Annotated in this window: 16 protein-coding genes and 2 pseudogenes; 7 read left to right on the top strand and 11 right to left on the bottom strand. The window is 25.0% G+C overall.

The window, feature by feature from the left end:
- Nucleotides 1-24: 24 nt before the first annotated feature.
- From gap to ACXUB0_RS10895, 6 genes are all read left to right on the top strand, one after another.
- Complete coding sequence (gene gap / locus ACXUB0_RS10920) at nt 25-1,032, top strand: type I glyceraldehyde-3-phosphate dehydrogenase (protein WP_458258659.1); 1,008 nt, start codon at nt 25-27, stop codon at nt 1,030-1,032.
- 125 nt (nt 1,033-1,157) lie between these two features.
- Entirely contained in the window at nt 1,158-2,348 is a 1,191-nt protein-coding gene (locus tag ACXUB0_RS10915) for a phosphoglycerate kinase (protein WP_252319026.1), read from the top strand.
- Nucleotides 2,349-2,357: 9 nt separating this feature from the next.
- Nucleotides 2,358-3,014, top strand: coding sequence for a hypothetical protein (locus ACXUB0_RS10910; protein WP_458258658.1), 657 nt, complete (start codon nt 2,358-2,360; stop codon nt 3,012-3,014).
- 359 nt (nt 3,015-3,373) lie between these two features.
- On the top strand, nt 3,374-3,610 hold the full coding sequence (locus tag ACXUB0_RS10905; RefSeq protein WP_458258657.1) for a hypothetical protein: 237 nt from the start codon (nt 3,374-3,376) through the stop codon (nt 3,608-3,610).
- Nucleotides 3,611-3,651: 41 nt separating this feature from the next.
- Complete coding sequence (locus ACXUB0_RS10900; protein ID WP_458258656.1) at nt 3,652-3,906, top strand: hypothetical protein; 255 nt, start codon at nt 3,652-3,654, stop codon at nt 3,904-3,906.
- A gap of 161 nt (nt 3,907-4,067) precedes the next feature.
- Entirely contained in the window at nt 4,068-4,841 is a 774-nt protein-coding gene (locus tag ACXUB0_RS10895) for a hypothetical protein (RefSeq protein ID WP_458258655.1), read from the top strand.
- Here the strand turns inward: ACXUB0_RS10895 and ACXUB0_RS10890 are convergent.
- The 11 genes and pseudogenes from ACXUB0_RS10890 to ACXUB0_RS10840 form a co-directional block, all read right to left on the bottom strand.
- Nucleotides 4,834-5,343 (bottom strand): annotated as a pseudogene (locus tag ACXUB0_RS10890) (IS256 family transposase); the annotation flags it as partial. The gene ACXUB0_RS10895 and the pseudogene ACXUB0_RS10890 overlap by 8 nt on opposite strands.
- A 24-nt stretch (nt 5,344-5,367) precedes the next feature.
- Nucleotides 5,368-6,488 (bottom strand): IS3 family transposase gene (locus ACXUB0_RS10885; RefSeq protein WP_458258654.1). Its coding sequence is split into 2 segments (ribosomal slippage): nt 5,368-6,212 and nt 6,212-6,488, totalling 1,122 coding nucleotides; the frame shifts between segments, so codons are not numbered across the junction.
- A gap of 76 nt (nt 6,489-6,564) precedes the next feature.
- A pseudogene (locus tag ACXUB0_RS10880) lies at nt 6,565-7,254 on the bottom strand (IS256 family transposase); the annotation flags it as partial.
- Between the two features lie 461 nt (nt 7,255-7,715).
- The gene (locus ACXUB0_RS10875; RefSeq protein WP_458258653.1) at nt 7,716-8,384 is read right to left on the bottom strand and encodes a copper homeostasis protein CutC; all 669 of its coding nucleotides are present in this window, start codon (nt 8,382-8,384) and stop codon (nt 7,716-7,718) included.
- Nucleotides 8,385-8,402: 18 nt separating this feature from the next.
- Nucleotides 8,403-9,578, bottom strand: coding sequence for a methionine adenosyltransferase (metK, locus tag ACXUB0_RS10870; RefSeq protein WP_458258820.1), 1,176 nt, complete (start codon nt 9,576-9,578; stop codon nt 8,403-8,405).
- Between the two features lie 11 nt (nt 9,579-9,589).
- Nucleotides 9,590-10,576 carry an alpha/beta fold hydrolase gene (locus tag ACXUB0_RS10865; protein WP_458258652.1) on the bottom strand — a complete coding sequence of 329 codons (987 nt, stop codon included), beginning with the start codon at nt 10,574-10,576 and terminating at the stop codon, nt 9,590-9,592.
- A 30-nt stretch (nt 10,577-10,606) separates the two neighbouring features.
- Nucleotides 10,607-11,434 (bottom strand): TIGR00282 family metallophosphoesterase, encoded by an 828-nt coding sequence (locus ACXUB0_RS10860; protein ID WP_458258651.1) that lies wholly within the window; start codon nt 11,432-11,434, stop codon nt 10,607-10,609.
- A 15-nt stretch (nt 11,435-11,449) separates the two neighbouring features.
- A complete protein-coding gene (ylxM, locus tag ACXUB0_RS10855) occupies nt 11,450-11,764 on the bottom strand; it encodes a YlxM family DNA-binding protein (protein WP_174481096.1) in 315 nt (104 codons plus the stop codon).
- Nucleotides 11,757-12,740, bottom strand: a complete 984-nt coding sequence (gene ftsY, locus ACXUB0_RS10850; RefSeq protein ID WP_458258650.1) for a signal recognition particle-docking protein FtsY — start codon at nt 12,738-12,740, stop codon at nt 11,757-11,759. Before ftsY ends, ylxM begins: the two co-directional genes overlap by 8 nt.
- Nucleotides 12,741-12,959: 219 nt before the next feature.
- Complete coding sequence (locus ACXUB0_RS10845) at nt 12,960-13,937, bottom strand: DnaJ domain-containing protein (protein ID WP_458258649.1); 978 nt, start codon at nt 13,935-13,937, stop codon at nt 12,960-12,962.
- A 161-nt stretch (nt 13,938-14,098) separates the two neighbouring features.
- Entirely contained in the window at nt 14,099-18,826 is a 4,728-nt protein-coding gene (locus ACXUB0_RS10840; protein ID WP_458258648.1) for an FtsX-like permease family protein, read from the bottom strand.
- Between the two features lie 324 nt (nt 18,827-19,150).
- Here ACXUB0_RS10840 and ACXUB0_RS10835 point away from each other — a divergent pair, with 324 nt between their 5' ends.
- Nucleotides 19,151-21,274, top strand: coding sequence for a hypothetical protein (locus ACXUB0_RS10835; protein WP_458258647.1), 2,124 nt, complete (start codon nt 19,151-19,153; stop codon nt 21,272-21,274).
- Nucleotides 21,275-21,458 lie beyond the last annotated feature (184 nt).

Genomic DNA, 21,458 nt, shown 5'->3' with positions numbered 1-21,458 from the left:
ACACATAAAAGGAGTGACTTAATAATGGCAATTAAAATTGCAATTAATGGATTTGGGCGCATTGGCCGCCTTGCCTTTCGTCAATTATTTGACAAAAAAGAAATTGATATTGTTGCTATCAATGATTTAGGAAATGTAGAAGCTCTAGCATATCTATTACAATATGATTCAGCACATAGAACTTGAAAACATGGAAAAATCAAAGCAGACAAATCAAAAAATACTATTAATGTTGATGGTAAAATAATTAAAGTTTGTCAAGAAAAAGACCCAAAAGCATTACCATGAAAAGCCAATGATGTTGATATCGTAATTGAAGCAACTGGACGTTTTACAACAAAAGAATTAGCACAAGCACATATTGATGCTGGAGCTAAAAAAGTCGTGATTTCAGCACCCGCTAAAGGAGACTTAAAAACTATTGTTTATAATGTTAACCATGATATTTTAAAAAATACTGATAATATTATTTCTGGTGCTTCATGTACTACTAATTGTCTTGCTCCTGTTGTTCATGCTCTAGAATCAGAATTTGGAATTATTAAGGGATGAATGACAACAGTTCATGCTGCAACTAATGACCAACGTTTACTAGACTTAGAACATTCAGATTTTAGAAGAGGACGTAGTGCTATGTCTAATATTGTTCCTGCAGCTACAGGTGCTGCTGCAGCTATTGGTTTAGTTATCCCTTCTGTTAAAGGAAAACTAGATGGTTCAGCAATGCGTGTTCCAATTATTACTGGTTCAATTGTTGATTTAACAATTGAATTAAAGAAAAATGTTACTGTTGAACAAGTTAATGCAGCAATGAAAAAACATAGTAGCGAATCATTTGCTTATAATGAAGATCCAATTGTTTCAACTGATATTATTGGTTCAAGTTTTGGTTCAAGTTTTGATGCAACATTAACAAAAGTTATTGAAGTTGAAGGCAAACAAATTGTTAAAGTTTTTGCTTGATATGATAATGAAATGTCATATGTATCGCAATTAGTAAGAACAGTAATACACTTAGCAAAGCTAAAATAATTTTTAAATAGTTTAATTAAAATATTAAACTACAAAAATGCATCTTACCAATTACAAGATGCATTTTTATTAATAGCTTTAAAATATATTAAAATTATAATATGAAAAAAGGAGATGAAAATTATATGAATAAAAAAACATTAAAGGATCTTGATTTTAAAAATAAAAAAGTTATTGTTCGTTTTGACTTCAATGTACCATTAGAAAATGGTAAAATTACCGATGATACAAGAATAAAAGCAAGCATCGAAACTATTAAGTATTTACAAAATCAAGATGCAAAAATAATCATGTTATCACATCTTGGAAGAATTAAATCTGAGGCTGATAAAGCGAAGAATACTTTAGCACCTGTTGCAAAAAGACTAAGTGAAATCTTAAAAGAAAATGTAATATTCATTAATGAAACTCGTGGTACAAATCTTGAAACAGCTATTAATAATCTTAAAAACAAAGAATTACTTTTAATAGAAAATACTCGTTTTGAAGATTTAAATGGTAATAAAGAATCTACTAATAATCCCGAATTAGGTAAATATTGAGCACATTTAGGTGATGTATTTGTTAATGATGCTTTTGGTACTGCACACCGTGCTCATGCATCTAACGTTGGTATTGCTACTAATATCAAAAATAGTTGTGTTGGTTTATTAATCGAAAAAGAATTAACAATGCTTAATAAAATCACTGTTAATCCAGAACATCCTTTCATAGCAGTACTTGGTGGTGCTAAAGTATCAGATAAAATTGATGTTATCAAACAATTATTAACAAAAGCTGATAAAGTTCTTGTTGGTGGTGGTATGGCTTATACTTTTATGAAAGCATTGAATTATAAAATTGGTGATTCATTATTAGAAAAAGATAAAATTGATATTGCTAAAGAAATTATTGAATTAGGAAAAGAAAAATTAATACTACCTATTGACTTTGTAATTGCTCCGGAATTTAAGGATATCAAAGGTAAAATTACTAATAATGAAAACATTGATGATGGATATGAAGGAATGGATATTGGTCCAAAAACAATTAAATTATTTGAAAATACTTTAATTAATGCTAAAACTGTTTTTTGAAATGGACCATTAGGAGTTTTTGAAATGAGTAACTTTGTTAATGGAACAAAAAATATTTGTAAAACTATTTCACAATTAAAAGGTGCATTTACACTAATTGGTGGTGGTGATAGTGCAGCAGCAGCAGTTAAATTTGGATATGAAAATAAATTTAGCCATATTTCAACTGGTGGAGGTGCTTCATTAGAATATCTAGAAGGTAAGGATTTACCTGGTATTAATGCTATAGAAAATAAATAGTGAAAATATATGATTACTCAAGATCAAACAACAAGTGTTTTTATTCTTATTAGTTTATTTTTAATTACGATGGTTTTAATATTTCAATTATTCCAATTTATTTTTTGATTAATTATTATTTTAAAAACTAAAAAAAATGATACTAAATTAAAACCTAGCTATCAACAAGCATTATCCAATGAAAATATTAATTGTCAAATATTTAAAAGTAAATTTACTTTTAAATATCTTAACTATAATTTTAAAAAAAATATTTTAAAATTAAAAAGTCGTGATTTTAATGAAATTACTACTTGAAATAAATATCAAACTTTAAGTAGTGTACTTGTTATTAAGTGAAAAAATAATTCTCAAAAATGAAGTAATTTAACTCTACCAATTATTAATTTATTTTTTATAAATGGTGTTATTATTACTATTATTTGTGCTTTATTATATTACATTCCAGTTCAAAATAATAATATTAACAAGGAAATCTTAGCAATTTTTAGTTTCCTTAGCTTACTTATTATTACTATGAGTTGATTATTTTGAACAATGTTTTATGAAAAATTTCGTAAACAATTAATGACATTAAATACAGAATTAAATTATAGTGAACAAAAAACTATTAAATATATTACCCTATTTAAATCTTGTTTTCCATTTTCTGATTTAATGTTTTAAATAAAATAAAATTATTTTAATTAAGTATCAAATTTACACTTGTGGTAAAAATTGATACTTTTTTTATTATTTTTAATTAAATTTAAACTTAATATTTATTAATAAATGATTATTAAATAAATTTCTATTATCTAAAATACAAACCAAAAATAAACCTAGTAATTATAGCGATAAAACTATAATATACATTTAAATTTCATTTACAAAAGTATAGTAATCTTGCTTTAAATTATATACCATGTTTATTATTATAAAAGCATTATAAAAGCAAATATCCTAAGAAAAATAAAAAAATGTTAAAATAAATACATAATTTTAGATATATTTTTATTAATTATTATTTTGAAAGGGGTGTTAAAATGAAATATTTTAATCCAAGTTTTTTATTTAAATTATGAATATTAATTATTCCATTATTTCATAATGAAAAACAAAAAGTACAATCTATGCCAATAAAATCATTAACTAACCCAACAACCTTACAAGAATCATTAACCAATTTACAAGAACTACCAATTAATTTAAAACAAGCCGAAATTTTTAATCATAAACATCGTCATAAAAAACATGTAAACATTATTATTCAAACAAAATAAGTACCAAAGAATGACATTTGTATGGAATTGATTTAACAAATATGAATTTAGATTTAAATAAGCCCTACAAAGGTGGTGGAGATGGTTCTATTGCTGAAAAAACAATTACTGCCAAATTTGTAAATAAAACTATTTTAGGCATGTGCAATGATGTTTTAAGTTTAGCTATTTATGGAAAATTAAATTTAGATAAAAAAATCGAATCAAATTTAAATATTGATAAAATTAATTCAATGGAATTAGGAGATTTTTCAAATCAATATTTAACAAGTATAAATAACAACTCTTCATTATAAAAATAAGTTATTTATATTATTGATAGATATCAACTAAAAATTCATTTGTTGACTATGAACCAAAACTTAACTGCAATAAGAAACAAAGTTTCTATTATCTATTAGTAGTTATGATACGAAGCATATTTTTAATAAAATAAATTGAAAGGGAAAAAAAGATAATGTTAAAAAAATTATTTATGGAAATTAAACAAAGAAAAACTAAGAAAAAAATAAATAAAATAAAAGAAAATTTAGTTTTTATTGAAAGAATAAATTTACTTATAGAAAAAATTGAAAATTTTAAAATTAAGTTTATTGAAATTACAATATATGCACAAGATATAGACTTAACTTCTTACTATCTCTCACAACATAATCTTGAAAATAACTCTAATAAATATTATTTTAAAACAAAAAATGAAGCAATAATATTTTTGAAAAAATACAAGAAAATCTATGAGCAACGAATAACAAAAACTAAAGAAAAATATGGAAAATCAATACCATTATTAAATGGTTTGCAACTTAATCAAGAACAAGCACTATTAAAAGAAACAAACTTAATAAGCACAATATCATTAAAAAATAACAATAATGTTTTAATAAAAATTAAATTAACTGAACAAATTGAAAATATATATACAAGTCTTTTCATAACAAATAATCAAAAAAGTGATACTACAAGTCTTTTAGAATTTGAAAATCAACAAGCAGACACGTTAACGCTACTTTCTGATATTTACTATGATAGCACACCAACCCAATCACAACAAAATTTAAGTTCTTTTATTATTGATACTAGTACAAACATTAAAGAACAAAGTCCTGAAGAAATAGAAGAAATAAAAGATGAAAAAAAATATGAGTTTCTTAATTCTGAAAACTCACAAATAGTAAAAAATAAGAGGCTTTTTAGAAATCTGTGTATCTTTGTTTTACAAAGTACTAGTTAAGATTAATTCTATCTTCAAATTTTATCATAAAATGAGCAATTGCTGTATTTCAATTTTGAATGGGCATTGTTCATTTTTTTGTTATATTTTCAATTGCTAAATAAAATATTTTCAATTCTTCCATATCATTAGGAAAAACTTTTTTATTTCTGATAACTTTTCGTAATTGACTATTAACAGATTCAATAGCATTTGTGGTATAAATTACTCTTTTAATTTCTGTTGGATAACTAATAAAAACTATCAAATTTTCTCAATTTTTATATCAAGATTTAGCAATTTGAGGATATTGTTTATTTCACTTATTTTCAAATGTTTCTAAAGCCTGCATTGCTTGTTCTTCACTACATGCAGTATAAATTGGTTTTAAATCTGCAACTAGAGATTTTCTATGCTTATATGAGACATATTTCAAACTATTTCTAATTTGATGAACGATGCATAATTGATGTTCTGTTTTAGGATAAACTGATTGTATTGCTTCTGACATTCCTGTTAAATTATGGAATGGCAACACTTTTTAGGACTATTTTTTGGTAGACACTTGTTCTTGATATTTGATAGGAGTTAAGTAGTTTAAAGTGCTGTGGATTCTTATGTTGTTGTATCAATTGATATAATCAAATAATTCTAATTTTAATTGGATTAATGATGTAAAATTTTTATCATTAATAAATTCTGTTTTGAAAGTTTTAAAAGTTGCTTCAGCAACAGCATTATCATAAGGACAACCTTTTTTGCTTAAAGATCGAGTAATATTGAATGCTAATAAAAGATTATTAATAATTTTATTGTTAAATTCATTACCTCGATCACTATGAAATATTTGGATATCTTTTAAACAACGATTTGATTGCATAAATGCTTGATATACTAGTAATGCATCTTTTTTAACTCCAACACTATGTCCAATAATTTCGCGGTTAAATAGGTCTATTAATAGGCAAATATAGTTTCATTTACCATTAACTTGAACGTAAGTTAAATCACTAACAATAACTTCATTTTTAACCCTATTATTAAAGTTTCTATTAACAAGATTGGTTATTTGACTATTATTGACTTTATTATGATGATTTTTGAATGATAATTTAGTGTATTTTGATATTAAATTATGCTTATTCATAATTTCTTTAATTTTTCTGCGTGATAAATAAATTTCTTGGTTTTCTAAAATTTTTTTTAATCTTCTAGTACCATAAACTTCTTTATTTTCTTTAAAAGCACTAATAACAGCTTCATCATACATATTATTTTTGATTTTATTTTCTTTTTTCTTTAAGTTAAAATAATATGTTGATTTAGATATTTTCAAAAAACGACACATTGTGCGAATTTTATATTTAACTTTATTTTTAGCAATAATTTCTACTTTCTGCCTATTATTAGTGCTGCTTGCTTTAAAATATCATTTTCCATTCTTAATTGTTTTAATTCTTTTCTTAATTTAATTAATTCATTTTCTTCAAAAAAACGATTATCTTTAGTTTTAAAACTACCTGAATTAGTAAATTGCTTAATTCAATTATAAGTAGCTGCTCTTGTAACATTGTACTCTTTAGCAAGACAAGACACTGACTTACTGCTTTGATATAAAGCTACTATTTGTTTTTTAAATTCATCTGAATATGAGTTAATATTGGCCATAATTATACTTCCTTTCTTTTCACTAATTTGTTCACTTGTCTACGTAATTAGTGTCCAATAAAGTGTAACCCATCCATAAATTATCACTACAAGCAATAAGAATATCATTTAAGCCTCGATTTTTCATTTCTGTGAAATTGGCTAATCAAAATTTAGAACCTTCATTTTCACTAATTCATAAGCCTAAAACATCTTTTTTACCTTCTAAATCAACTCCTAAAGCTATATACACAGATTTGTTAATAATGCGTTTATCTTGTCGTATTTTAACTACTATGCAATCAAAATAAACAATCGGATAAATACTATCTAATGGTCGATTTTGCCATGCTTTTACATCATCAATAACATCATCAGTAATTTGACTAATAACACTTTCACTAATATCAGCACCATGATATAACTCTTGTAATTGCATTCTAATATCTGATAATGTCATACCTTTTGCATATAAAGAAAGAACTTGTTGATCAAAACCATCAAATTTTCTTTGTCTTTTTGCAATTATTACAGGATTAAAATTACTATTGCGATCTCGTGGTACATCAATCTCAATTTTACCTTGTTGAGTTATTAATTTTTTTGAACTTATACCATTACGAGCATTGTCACTATTACTATGTTGATTCTTATCATATCCTAAATAATTTTGCATCTCAGAATTCAACATTTTTTCTACTAATCTTTTTGTTAATTCTTTATACAAACCTCCCTCTTTAAAAACTGTTGTTAAATCTTCAGTATTTTCTAAGAACCTGTTTGGAATCTTTTAAACATAATTAAACTAAAAAAGGGAATAATTATTTCTAACCTGACAGTTAATTAACATTTTATTTTCTTTGTCATTTTTTTGTTAAAAAGATTTTATCATTTGACAACTTATCGATTAAAAATTTATTTTTCAACTATAAAATAACATTTATGATATTAATTTAATCAAAAATAAGTTAAAAAAGATCCTAAACAGGTTCTAATAATAAATCTACTGCTTTTGATATTGGATCATTATTATTAATATTTTGCTTTTTAGCCATCTGTAATTCACTCTTTCTAGGTTTATTATAGAATTAATTAAACATAGTTATTTTTGTAAGTTACACAGATTACTAAACATTACTCAACTAATTATAATAATAAACCATCAATAAAGGTTACTGTTCTTTTGTATTAAAAGAACAGTAACCTTGTTAAATGTTTAATCTTATCTATTATAAAACTTTTTATTATTTATGCCATATTTTTAATATTATTAATTAATTGATAATTAATAGGATTATTAAAATTATTATCTTCGTGCACACATTTTCCAACGTGAATATCATTAATACCATTTTTTAATAAAACATTAATATTTTCTAAATTAACTCCACCACCAGCAAGAATTTTTATTGGTAAATTTAATTTCTTTAATTCTTTAAATTTATTAATATTATTTACAATATTATCTTGACCACCAGAAGTTAAAACTGTAGTAACACCTAATTTTACTAACTGTTCTAAAGCTTGTTTTTTATTAAAAATTTCATCAAAAGCACGATGAAAAGTTATTTTTAAAGGCTTTGCTAATTTAATAATTTCACTCATTCTTTCAACATCAATATTATTATCTTTAGTTAAAATACCACAAACAATACCTGATGCATGAGTTGTTTTAATAAATTCAATATCTCTTTTAAAGATTTTAAAATCATTATCAGCAATATTAAAACCATTATTATTATTTCTAACCATAACCATTACTGGTTTCAATGAAATTTTACATGCTTCAGCAATCAATTCATAATTTGGAGTATAACCACCAAATTCCATAGCAGTACAAAGCTCAACTTGATTAGCTAAAGAATTATTAATTTTTTCTATATCTTTTAAAGATGTAGCTATTACTTCTAAAAACATAAAATATCTCTCCCCATCTTATTTTTTTGATAAATAAGTTTTCAATAAACTAACTTTATCTAATTTCTCTCAAGGTAATTGTAAATCATTTCTACCAAAATGACCATAAGTTGATAATTGTTGATAATTTTGTTTAAATAACTCTAATTTATCAATCATAGCACTAGCAGAACAATCAAAGACTTGATAAATTATTTCTGTTAATTTTGCCTCTGTTAAACCGGAAATAATAGTTTGATGAGTATTAACAAATATTGCAATTGGTTCAGGAGTTCCAATTGCATAAGCTAATTGTACTTCACAAATCTTTGCTAAGTTAGCAGCAACAATATTTTTAGCAATATACCTAGCATAATAAGCACCCGTTCTATCAACTTTAGTGGGATCTTTTCCTGAAAAAGCTCCCCCACCATGACAAGCAGCTCCACCATAAGTATCAACCATTAATTTTCTTCCTGTTAAACCAGTATCACCAGCAGGTCCACCAATTACAAATTTACCAGTTGGATTAATTAAATATTTAAAATCAATATTTAAATGATATTTATTAGCAATATATTGCATAATTTCTTTATGAATAAATGTTTTAAATTGTTTTTCATCATAATTTGCTTGATGTTGAATGCTCATTAAAATAGTATGTATTTTTAAATTTTTAGGGTCTTCTTGATCAATAGTAACTTGCGCTTTCATATCAAGAAGTGCATACTTAAATTTTTTTTCCTTTCGTAATTTTGTAGCTCGTTTAATTAATTCATGTGCTAAAACAATTGCTAATGGCATATATTCTGTTGTTTGTTGACATGCATAACCAAACATTATTCCTTGATCACCAGCACCAATTTGATGATTTTTTAATTCAACACCTTGTAAAATATCAGGTGATTGTTCATGAATTAACACTTTAATTTCACAAGTAAAACCATTAAATCCAATTTCATCATTTATATAACCAATTTCAGTAATAACTTTTCGCGCAATTGCTTGATAATCAACTTGAGCATGACTATGAACTTCACCACCAATTAAAACAAAATTTGTAGTAATAAAAACCTCACATGCTACTTTGGCATGTGGATCTTGTTTTAAAAAACCATCTAAAATTGCATCAGCAATTTGATCGCAAATCTTATCAGGATGACCAGGAGCAACAGACTCACTAGTAAAAAGAGGATGGGTAATATTAGGTATTAATTTCATATTTTTTAACCTTTCTCAAGTAAAATTTTTTTTGTAATTCATGGCATAATTTCATTATCAAATATATCTTTAATATTAGGTTCATTAATTAAAGCATGTTTACCATCAAAAATAAAAACATAACTATGATGTTTCTTCCAATATTTTTTATTAATTTTAAGTTGATGAAAATCACTAAATACATCATCAGCACTTTGCAAGATTAACGTTGGAAGTTTTGAATTACTAATTTCCATTATACTTTTTTTATTAATTTTTTTAAATTGTAGTAAAAAACGTAATGATCAATTTTGACGATTACTATATCTTTGATTTATATTAGTAATATGAGCATTATTACTAGAAATATCTTGATTTTCAACATAGATTGGCATTTGAATATTAGAATTAAAAATAAAAGCAAAACAAAAACAAATAATAAAACTTAATGAAAATTGATAAAGATTTTTTTTAGTTACTAAATTACTAGTAATTAATGCTGATACTTGTGAATTATTTTTAACAGCATGACTGGCAATAGCTGCGCCTAATGATTCACCAAAAACAATAATTTTTTGATTAGGATATTTAGATTTTACTGCACTTATTATATCTTTTAAATCATTAATATCAGTACCTAATGATTTAAATTTTCAATCTTGTCCATTTTTACCATTACCTCTTCGATCATAAGTAATTAAAGATAGTTGTGATTTTTTACAAAAAGAACTTAATAATTTAAAATCATCTTTTTGACCTTGCAAGCCATGAGCACCAATAATAATGACTGTACTTTTATCAACCATTTGCTTAAATAATTTTACTTCATAACCATCACGTAAAATAATTACCTTTTCTCGTATTTCAGCAGCTTGTTGTACATGAACATTATCTTTAATTTTTGCCATTAATAAAATTCTTAAAATTATTAAAATAATTAATATACTAATCACAATTAAAATCGAATATAAACCATTTTTATCAGTAAAAAAATTAGCATTGTTTCATATCATGTTAAAGTTAGTCCCTTCCTATATTTGTAATTATTCGTAAATTTTAAAATTAGGTGCTTGTGGATGAATAAAAATACGTTCAATTTTTTGTGCTTTATTTGTCTCATCATTAATAGTTAATAAAACAGCTGAAAATTGACCTTCACCATCAGCTGAACTAAATTTTGCCGGCATACTTTTTTTATCACGAATAATAACTTCTTCAGCTTTAGCACCAATAATAGAATAAAACGGACCTGTCATTCCAACATCGCTAATAAAAGCAGTACCTTTTGGTAATAAACGATTATCTGCTGTTTGAACATGAGTATGAGTCCCTACTACACAAGTAACTTGACCATCAAAATTTCAAGCAAAAGATAACTTTTCCGCTGTTGCTTCAGCATGAAAATCAATAATATGAATGTCACTTTTTTCTTCACTATTTTGTTTATCAATCGTAATAAGTTGTTCAAGAGCAAAATAAGGATTATCAGATTTATCCATGAAAGTACGACCAATTAAGTTTGTTACACGTACTTTTTTATTACCAACTTTAACTAAAATTGTACCATTACCTGGATGATAAGGATTATAATTTAAAGGACGCAATAAATCGGGAGTTGTATTAATATACTTAGCAACATCAGGATGATCAAAAATATGATTACCGGTAGTAATAATATCAATACCAGCATTTTTTAATTCATCATAGTGTTTTTTACATAATGATTTACCATGAGTAGTATTTTCACCATTCGCAACTACTAAATCAATCTTAAATTGATTTTCATATTCCTTTTTTATTTTAGGAATTCAATATTTAACCATTTGTCTACCAACAATACTGTAAATATCACCAATTATTAAAATTTTCATTAATTTCCACCTGCTTTATTCTATTTTATCAATTTCTTGTAAAACTTTAATAAAATTATACTTTTCCGTATATTTTTCATATATTACTTGTCGTTGTTTATATTTTTCATAAAGATGCAACTTACTTTCATATTTATTTAATAAAATAATAACTTTTTGTAGACTATCATGAACAGCCGTTCGTGATACTTTTTGTAAATCAGCGATTTCTTGTAAAGATAAATTCTCAATAAAGTAATTGGTAAAATATTGTTTTTGTTTTGCTGTTAATAATGTATTATAAAAAGCAAATAAACTATAATATAAAACTTGTTTTTCTAAACTATTCATTTTCATACTCCACAAACAAATCACTTGTTAAACTAAAAATATACTTATCTAAATCAAACTCTTCCAAGTCATTAATACCTTCACCAAAACCCATTAATTTAACAGGAATATCTAATTCTTCCTTAATAGCAAGAATAATGCCACCTTTAGCAGTGCCATCCATTTTTGTTAAAATAATGCCAGTCAAAGAAACAATTTTCATAAATTCTTGCGCTTGATTAATACCATTTTGTCCAGTTGTACAATCAATTACTAACAATGTTTCATTGGCTTCATGTCCTAATTTCTGAGTAATAATTTTATTAATCTTTTTTAACTCCTGCATCAAATTAATTTTATTTTCTAATCTCCCTGCTGTATCAACAATAATAACATCACAACCTTCAGATTTAGCTGCTTCAATTCCAGCATAAACAACACTAGCTGGATCTTGTTTTGGTGTTCCTAAATAACAAGGAATACCAATTCTTTCTGCTCAAATTTGCAATTGTTCAACTGCACCAGCACGAAAAGTATCAGCAGCAACTAGAATTGTTTTTTTACCTTGTGTTTTTAATTTAGCTGCTAATTTAGCTGCTGATGTTGTCTTACCATTACCATTAACACCAACAACTAAAAATAACGAAATATTATTACTACTAAAATTTAATCTTGTAGAAACCAACTGACCATCAGTATAAATAACAAACATTTTATCAATAATAATATCATTAATATCTTTTGGTTTTGTTAATTTTTGAATTTTAGCTTCATGACGAATTTCATCAGTAATAGTTTCTGCCATTTTGTATCCAACATCTGCTAAAATTAATACTTCAGTTAATTCTTCAAAATATTGTTCATCAAGTTGATGATAACGCGCTGCTAATGCTTTAATTTTAGATGCAAATAATGTTCTTGACTTTTTAAGGCCCTGATCATATTTAGTTGTCTTTTGACCAAATAATTTTGTCTTTAAATTTTTAAAAAATGCCATATTTTCACCTACATTGTTTATTATACCAATAAATAACTAGTTATTTATGACATTAATACTTTAATTTTATTAAAATATTAATAGTACGATTTAAAAGTTTTATTTAATAAGTAATTTATTATATTTTAATTTAATAATAAATCCAAAAAATATCAATCATTTTTTCTTGATTTTAGCTAAAAATAAAAGATTGCTTTTGCAATCTTTTAACTTGTTTTATTAAATACATGATGAATTTGATGGGTTATATCCACTTGTTGAAGGTTGATTTTGTAAATCCATTGCATTTATTTTTTTAGTTTTATTAAAACTTAATCGCTTTATTTTTTCTTCAAATACATGTTTCTCATTATTAGCAATTTCTTTTTCAAATAATAAATTTTTAAGTTGATCAGTCTTAATTAAAATATCCTTATTTATATCTTTGTTCTTATTAACACAACCAAAAGTAAAAATAATAATAATATAATTTAATACTGAATTTGTTTTTTTCTGTTCAAAATGTGCAATATCTCTTTCAATATTGATAATTTCTCTTTCAATATTAGTAATTCTTTTAGTTATATTTAATAAGATTTGTTGATTTTGTTTTATTCTTAATTTTTGCATTTTTTTTAAAAAAAATTTAGAAACTTTCTTATCTTTTGAAAAATCTTTGGCAAAAGATAAACTATCATTACCCATTTTATCTTTCTCAATAAAATTAGCACCTTTATTAATTAATAAATTAATAAATTTTAAATCAGCATTACCCATTATAGCATAATGTAAAGGAGTATTATCACTATTATTTTTGGCATTTATATTAGCACCATATTTAATTAATAGATCTGCAGTTTCTAAAAAATTATGAAAACATGCATAATGTAAAGGAGTATTACCAGAATTATCTTTTTCATTTATATTTAAATTATTTATTTTATTAGTAAGAAAATAAATAACTACCTTATTATTACCATTTTGTAAAAAGTAAATAAAAAGTTTTTGATCAAAAACTTTTCTTAAGTTTTCATCCGTTAATATTCTTTTTGCTTCATTCAATTCTTGCATTTTAATTTTTGATTGATGATTATTATTTTTATCTGGGTGAGTTTTTAGAGCAGTCTGTTTGAATTTTTTTTTAATTTCTGCTACTGATGCTGTTGGTAATACATTTAATATATCATAATAATTAGAAATTAATGATTCATCTTTCAAATTTCTTTTTTTCTCCTTTCAAAATAAAAACCCATTTACTTTAAAATAAAGTAATGAGTTAAAAACTATATTTAGTTTTCAAATAAAGTATACATATTTGACTATTAATTTGGTAAATTTAAATATTTAAATTTACCAAACATTCTTTAGTGAACTTTATTTTATTCATCAGATTTTAATAATTCAATTAAATTCATTTTATTTAATTCATGATTATTGATAATAAATGTTGATATATATATACCACCAATTATGGTAAAACTTACTGGTAATATTCATCATGTTATTGTAAATGGTAAAGCCACACCAACAAAACTAGTAAGAATAGAAATTAAACCATAAATAGCAAGGAAACCTAGGGCAAATCCTACAATATAACCAAGTAATGCTCAAGGTGTAAAAATACCTAAAGTAAAAGAATTAATTTCTCAATTAGTATATCCTTCTGCTTTCATATGAGCCATAAAACGACGAAATTGATCGGTAAATAAATCAGTAATCATAATAACAATTAATATTGAACAAATAATCGTTGTCACAATAAATAAAGCACTAGCACTGAAAGCAATATCTGACATTTTAGTAAACATTGCTTGTTGTCTTGATAATAAATAATTTTTTTTGACCATTGGTATATTTTGATTACCACTTAAACTAGTGGTTGCATAAATAGTATAATCATCTAAATTTGATTTAAAACTCATTCTTCCAATTAAATCAAAAACATTAGCATTAGCACTTAACTTACCATTAAATCATTGAAATACATCCGTTCCTGAATAATAAGGATTATCATCAATATAACTATAACCCATAATTTTATTAGCTCATTTTTGATCAACATAGGCTTTAGGAGTATCATAAGAATCTTGAATTCCCACAACTTGATATGTATGAAGTGGATTATCATTACCCGTAATATTTTTTCATCATGTTGGCATGTTATTTTTAATATCTGCTTGTAAACTATCAGCATTAATATTATTTTCTTTAGTTAAAATATTATTATTAACCATTCCCATAAATCATTCTGCTGGGCGGTTTAATAAAATACTTAATGGATCTTTAGGATCAAATCCATTATATGGCTTTACCAAATCATATGAAAAAGGTCTAATTCATTCACCTGTTGAATCGGAAATACGTGATAAATCAAAATCAATTGTTTTAGCATTATCAGCTGTTGGAATTTTACCACTTTTAGCACTATCACTAATATCAGAAGGCAATTTTAATCAAATATCATTAACATTATTTCAAGTACTAGGTTCATTATTTATAATTGGTTGTCCTTTTTCATCATACATACCATTATACCTAGTGCCGTGGATATCACTATATTCTTTACTATTATCAGATAATTTTATTTTTTGATCACCACGATAATTTCATTTTGTTCCACTTTTTGATCAAATGCCACCATTTGTAGTATAAGAATCTGTTGGTGGTGTTTCACCGTAATATCAATTTTCTTTTGGTAAAGGAATACTTTTACCATCAATATTTTTATAACATAGAGTATTAACTTGTGGTACACCACTAAATTGTGAACCAACATCTAATCCAAATTTAGATTGAAAAGCACGATTGATAACCATTGGAATAGCATTAGCATTAGCATTATATTTTAAAGCTTTAACTTCATCATTTTTTAATACCAACATCGCAGTATTGGGATTAATACCAATAACATCCATTAGTTCTTTTTTAGCAATTTTTGTACTTTCATCAACACCAACTTTAAACTGTGTTACTAATTCTTCATCTGGTCCATTAATATCACCATTATTAGTAGTTTTTGGATTAAAAGCAATAGTATTATGACCAATACTAAAATAATCATAAGGATCTTCTTTAATATTAGGTCTTGGCAAACTATCAATACTCTGACGAACAAAGCCTGGTAATACTTGCTTTAAAATTTCTTTAATTGCCTCTGGACCAGGTGGCACTCCAGGATTGGGAACTTGCAAAATATTAGGTAATTGGCCACTTGCAAAATTAACAATATTATATGAAAGTATTTTTGATGGTGTATTATCTTCTTTACTTAAATCAGTTATTAACTGATTACTAAAGGCTTTGCCACCTAATCAACTATATGATCAAACTAAATCATTAAGATCTAATGTCCCTGTTGATTGTTCTTGATAATAAGAGGACATTTTTTTTATAAACTCTGCTCTTTCAGATTCAGGAAAAGATGAATCAAAAGTAAAAATATCAGCAAAATTATTAGTTAATTTTTCTTTTTTAAACAATAATGGATTATATCATCCAACACGTGCCTTTTTCTCATCATAAACAATTTTATCTTCAGGTCAAGGCATAGCACCATAAGTTGGATAATATTTCTCACCGCTTGGTCGATTAAAAAAATCTCATGAATATAATCCATATTTACTCATTGGCATATTCGGCATTGGTGTTTGATACTCATAATAATTTTTATATTCTTGAGTTTTGAAATAATTAACTTTTAAACTATTAATAGTGGCAGGAACTAGTGTTGTTGCTACAATTGAAAGTGAAGCTAAAGTAATAACTCCCGAAGTAACTAAAATTTTTTTTCAACTAGTTTTTGATAACGATAATAAAAAACGAAGACGAAAATTATTTTGTAAAAACTTGCTAGGTCTACTTTTAGGAACACCTAAAGCTAAATCACTATCTTTTTTAATTAAAAATAAAGGATCACGTTTTAAAAGACGAAAGGCAGTTAATAAAGTAACAATTGTAATAAAACCAATAATTAAAACAATTGAAATAAATAATGGAACAACATCAAAGTTAAAAACATTATATGGTAAAACAAATAAAGTATTAAAAATCTCAGTTAAATATACCTGAATTACAAGACCAACAATTCAGCCAATTGGAATTGCAATTAATAGTGTTAATAATGGATATGCCAAATAAGAAATCGTAATTTGTCATGTTTTATAACCTATTGATTTTAAAATACCCATTGAAACTTGTCCATGTTGGATTGCTTTTTTAACAATTAAAGTAGTAATAAAAATAACAACCGTTAGTAAAAATAATACTCCTGCTATTGCTGCAAATAAAAATCCAATTATTGCTGAATTAAATATCTTTTCTTTACTATTATAAAGCGAAAACTGACTATTACTACTTGTAACTACAGGATTTGGATTAATAAGGTATGTATAAGAAGATTGTGGTGTTGGAACTGTATTACCATATTTCTCAACTAAATACTTATTATAATCATATTGATTTAAATCACTAACACCATTATCACTAAATATTGTTTTTTGAAAAAAATCATTAAATAAATCAACATCAAATTCATGAATACTATTTTTAGGAACATTATTTCATTTTGTAAAATACATTAAAGTATTATCAGTTTTATCTGCTGTCTTATATCAATTTCCATCATTTCATGCTGAAGGTGTAACATAAGCAATAAATTCAGTTCTTGTATTGGGAATTGGATCTAAGTCACTAATCGTTGGATAAATATCATAAGCATCACCACCAATACCACTAACAATAAAGTCAGTACCATTAATATTAATATGATCGCCTGGTTTATACGCTTTATTACTTTTATTTTTTCTTGCATATTGTGGCGTAATAACTATTTCATTTTTACTTGTTGGTGCAACACCTTCAAATACTTTTAGATTAGTATGATTTAAAGCATTAGGTAAACCAATATCAATAATTTTAGTATTAATTTGAGTATTATTAATTACTCCAACACTGGCAGTAAATTGATTACGAACATATAAATCACGCATTTGTAATGCTGCAACCGCACGAATTAAATATGAAGAAAAAGCGTCTCTTTCAGTGCCATCACTAATCATATTATAGTTAAAAGGCGAATGATAACCAATAGAAGTATTAGTAAAATTAGTATAAATGTTACTATCTGATTCTGTTGCAGAAAAATTACGATAAATTCTCATTCATTGACCATTCATACCATACTCATTATCTAATCTTGGATCAATTTCAGTTTCCTTAACTACTTTAATAAAAAGTTCATTTCTTTCTGTTTGATCTTGTAAATTAACACTATCAGGAATAGTAGCATCATTAGAAGAAGATCTAAAATTTATTTTATTTTCTAAAATTCAAGTGGTAACTTTATCATTATCAGTCTCCTTTAATATCGGTTCTGTTGAATGTTTTGTAATCCATTCCTTAATAAAAGTATTAATAGATTGAAGAATATTGGGTGCTGTTTTTTTTAAAAAAACAGCACGATATAAATCATCTGCTGCTGTTTTAAAATGGTTTTTTAAATTCTCATTAGCAGCATTTTTTGACTTTAATAATAATTGACCATAGATGCTTGCTTTAACATTATTATTATTCAAATTAAAAATTAAAGGATTATCTGGGGTTGTTCATCTTATATCATTAAACCCAGTAATATTACCTGTATTATCACGAGTATAATCAATAGTTAAGTTATCTTTAGTAATTGGTAGGATTTCTTGATCTGTGCCTATTTTTGTATCATCAAAATAAAGCGCTTTAGTACTTTTACTATCAGTTCCGTTTTGAACATAAAATCGACCTAACTTTAAACTAAAAGCTTGATTAGCAATTTGTTTAATACCTTGCGACACTGGTGAATAAGGTAAAACAGCATCAAACTTAAGATCATTTAATCCTAATTGATTGCTTCCTTCAATCATTCTAACGTACGAAATTCAACTTCCAGTAACCAACGAAGTTGCAAAAGCAGTAAGTAATAATAAAATAACTAATTGTAATTTACTTTTTCATGTAGCAACTAAAGTCTGCTTTAATAGTAACGAATTCTTAAATAAACTTTTTTTTGCTTTCTTATTAGTAGACACCATTTTTTTATCATTCGCTTTTTCGCGTTTATTTAACCTTGCCATTACAGTTCTCCCTAATTCCTGAAATTAAAATTTTGCATTTAATTTTAATTATTAAGTTCACATATGGATTAATAATATCACACTTATACAAAATTAATATATAGGATAATTTTAAAATAAATAATAGATAATTTTTATAATGTTTAATTTTTCTCTGTTTGATATATTACCATATTTAAATTGTTTATTTAAATAAATTTTAAAATTAAAATAACTAATGATACAATTTGTAAGAAATGAATTTAATTATTTTCAGAGTTAAATGTATTAAATTTTAGTAAAATAAAATTGACAAAAATAACACTTTATTTAAGGAGAACTGCTATGAAAAAAGTATTTACCAAGTTAGGAATTATCTTAATAGCAAGTGCCACTATTTTACCTCTATCAGCTTGTACCTTTAATTTTTATGTTAACCGTGTAACTAATAGTATCGCTAAAAGTTTTGCTGACCAAACTTCTGCTTTAATTAAAAGTATGGTTATGTCAAAAGAGTTAGGTGCTGATACTAGTAGTACTAATGATGATATTATGGGAAAAATTAAAAATAATAGTATTAATAATTTAACTAAAAATACTAGTTTAGATAATTGAGGTGATTTACAAACACGTTGAGGGGAAAATGGAAAAATTGATGTAAATAATTTTGATCCTGATATTTTTTTTAAAGCTTCTGGAACAGGTGAATTAACTAAAACCATCAATAGTAAAAAACAAGTTAATGATATTTTTTCATCACTTGATTATATTAGAACTATATCAATTATGGCTAACCCACAATTAGAAAATATAGTTGTAGGTGCTGGTATGGACCCCATTTCTAGTTTTTTAAAATCATTACAAGGTGACTTAAGCACTTTACCAGCTGGATTACAATTAGTTGCCAATTTAATTAATAACTATGGTTCTAATTTTTTAAATCCGCTAACTAGAATATTTGGTAATTTAGTCAATGGCAGTTGATCTGATCAACAAACTTCGACACCCACTGATGAAGAAACATTAACTAAGTTTATTAATAATTGAAAAGATGATAGTGGTCAACCTTATAGCGCTTGAAATGATGATGGAGAATGAAAAATAAGTCCAAGTTTTGGTCAATTTCCTGGTCATAAAGTTGAAAATTGAAAATCAAAACAAGATTATGATTTATATCATGGTGGCACTTTAATTAATTACTTGTTTTGAAAAATGAGTGAAGACAATAAAATTTTTGGTAAAGATGGTAAAACTCCAAGGTATTTAGGTAATATTCTTTCAGAATACATAACTGTTAATCGTATAAATCCACCGGATGTTCAATTTGATGATAAAGGATTTTTTGCTGATATTGAAAAATACTTTCCCTATCTTTTAACTAACCCACTTTATATCTTAACAATTATTGAAGCAATTATTCCGGTTATTAAAAAATGAATATTAGATATGCCCGATATTACTGAAGGTGTTAAAAATTTAACAATTGGTAATGGTTATCCATCAAAGCCAAGTGCTGGTAGCTATAATTTACTTGATATTATCAATACTATAAAATCTTTAATTAGCCAACCAGAAAAATTAAAGCAAATACTTCTAACCGTATTTGGTAAAACTACAGCAGAAACTCGTGGTTTCGATACATTTCTTTATGATGTTAAACTTAATTTAAAAGTTAAAATTGGTCCTTTACCTATATCAGCAAATTTAACCTTAGGCGGGCTTATTGGTGATAGTACATATGATCCTAGTCCATTAATTGATACCATTATCAAAGCAATTAATACAGATAGTGTTAAAAACATTATTACTAGTATTACTGATCTAATTACCAAAATTTCAGAACAATATCCAGGTAATGAAGGTATTAATATTGATTTACAAGATTTAGAGAATTTTTTATTTAATAATACTACTGGTCTCTTAATAATTTTTAAAAATGATACTATTGTTACTCTAAAAAACATAATTAATAAAAGTGATGTAACAGCAACCGATGTCGAAGAATTATATAAATCATTAGGTGGACACATTAATAAAGATGATCCAGAATATCCAACTTTTACTCAAGGTTCAATACTGGATATTTTACAAAAAACTATGCTTGAACCACACAGTCAACTAAATAATATCTTAAATTTATTACTTGGTACTACTGACGAAAGTCATAAATTAGGAATTAAAAATATTATTACTACTAATAATAATCAATGAATTAAAGATAACTATGAAGTTTATTTTGATGCTGATAACACAACCGGCATTAATAAAAAAATAGGTAATACTTCTAATATTACTATGACTAAAACTACCATCAATAATATTGAAACAATTAATTTAAAATATGATTTTACATATAAAATTAAAAACACTACATATCATTTTATTATCACTGCTATTGATATTGAAAATTTAATTGATTTTCAAGGTATACGTACTTTTAAATTTAAAAGTATTACTTTAGTAAAATAAAAAACTAATTTTATAATAATATTATTTACTAGATATTTAATAAAAAATAATAGTTATCATAATAATAATTATTTTTAACTATAAAATATATGACTATATACTATACAATTTTAATTTTAATGCTATACTTAATTAAGTGCTTATTAATCTCATTATATCAGATATTATTATCAGATTTATCAAT

Source organism: Spiroplasma endosymbiont of Dactylopius coccus (assembly GCF_977110965.1).
This window is presented reverse-complemented; position numbering and strand designations above follow the sequence as displayed.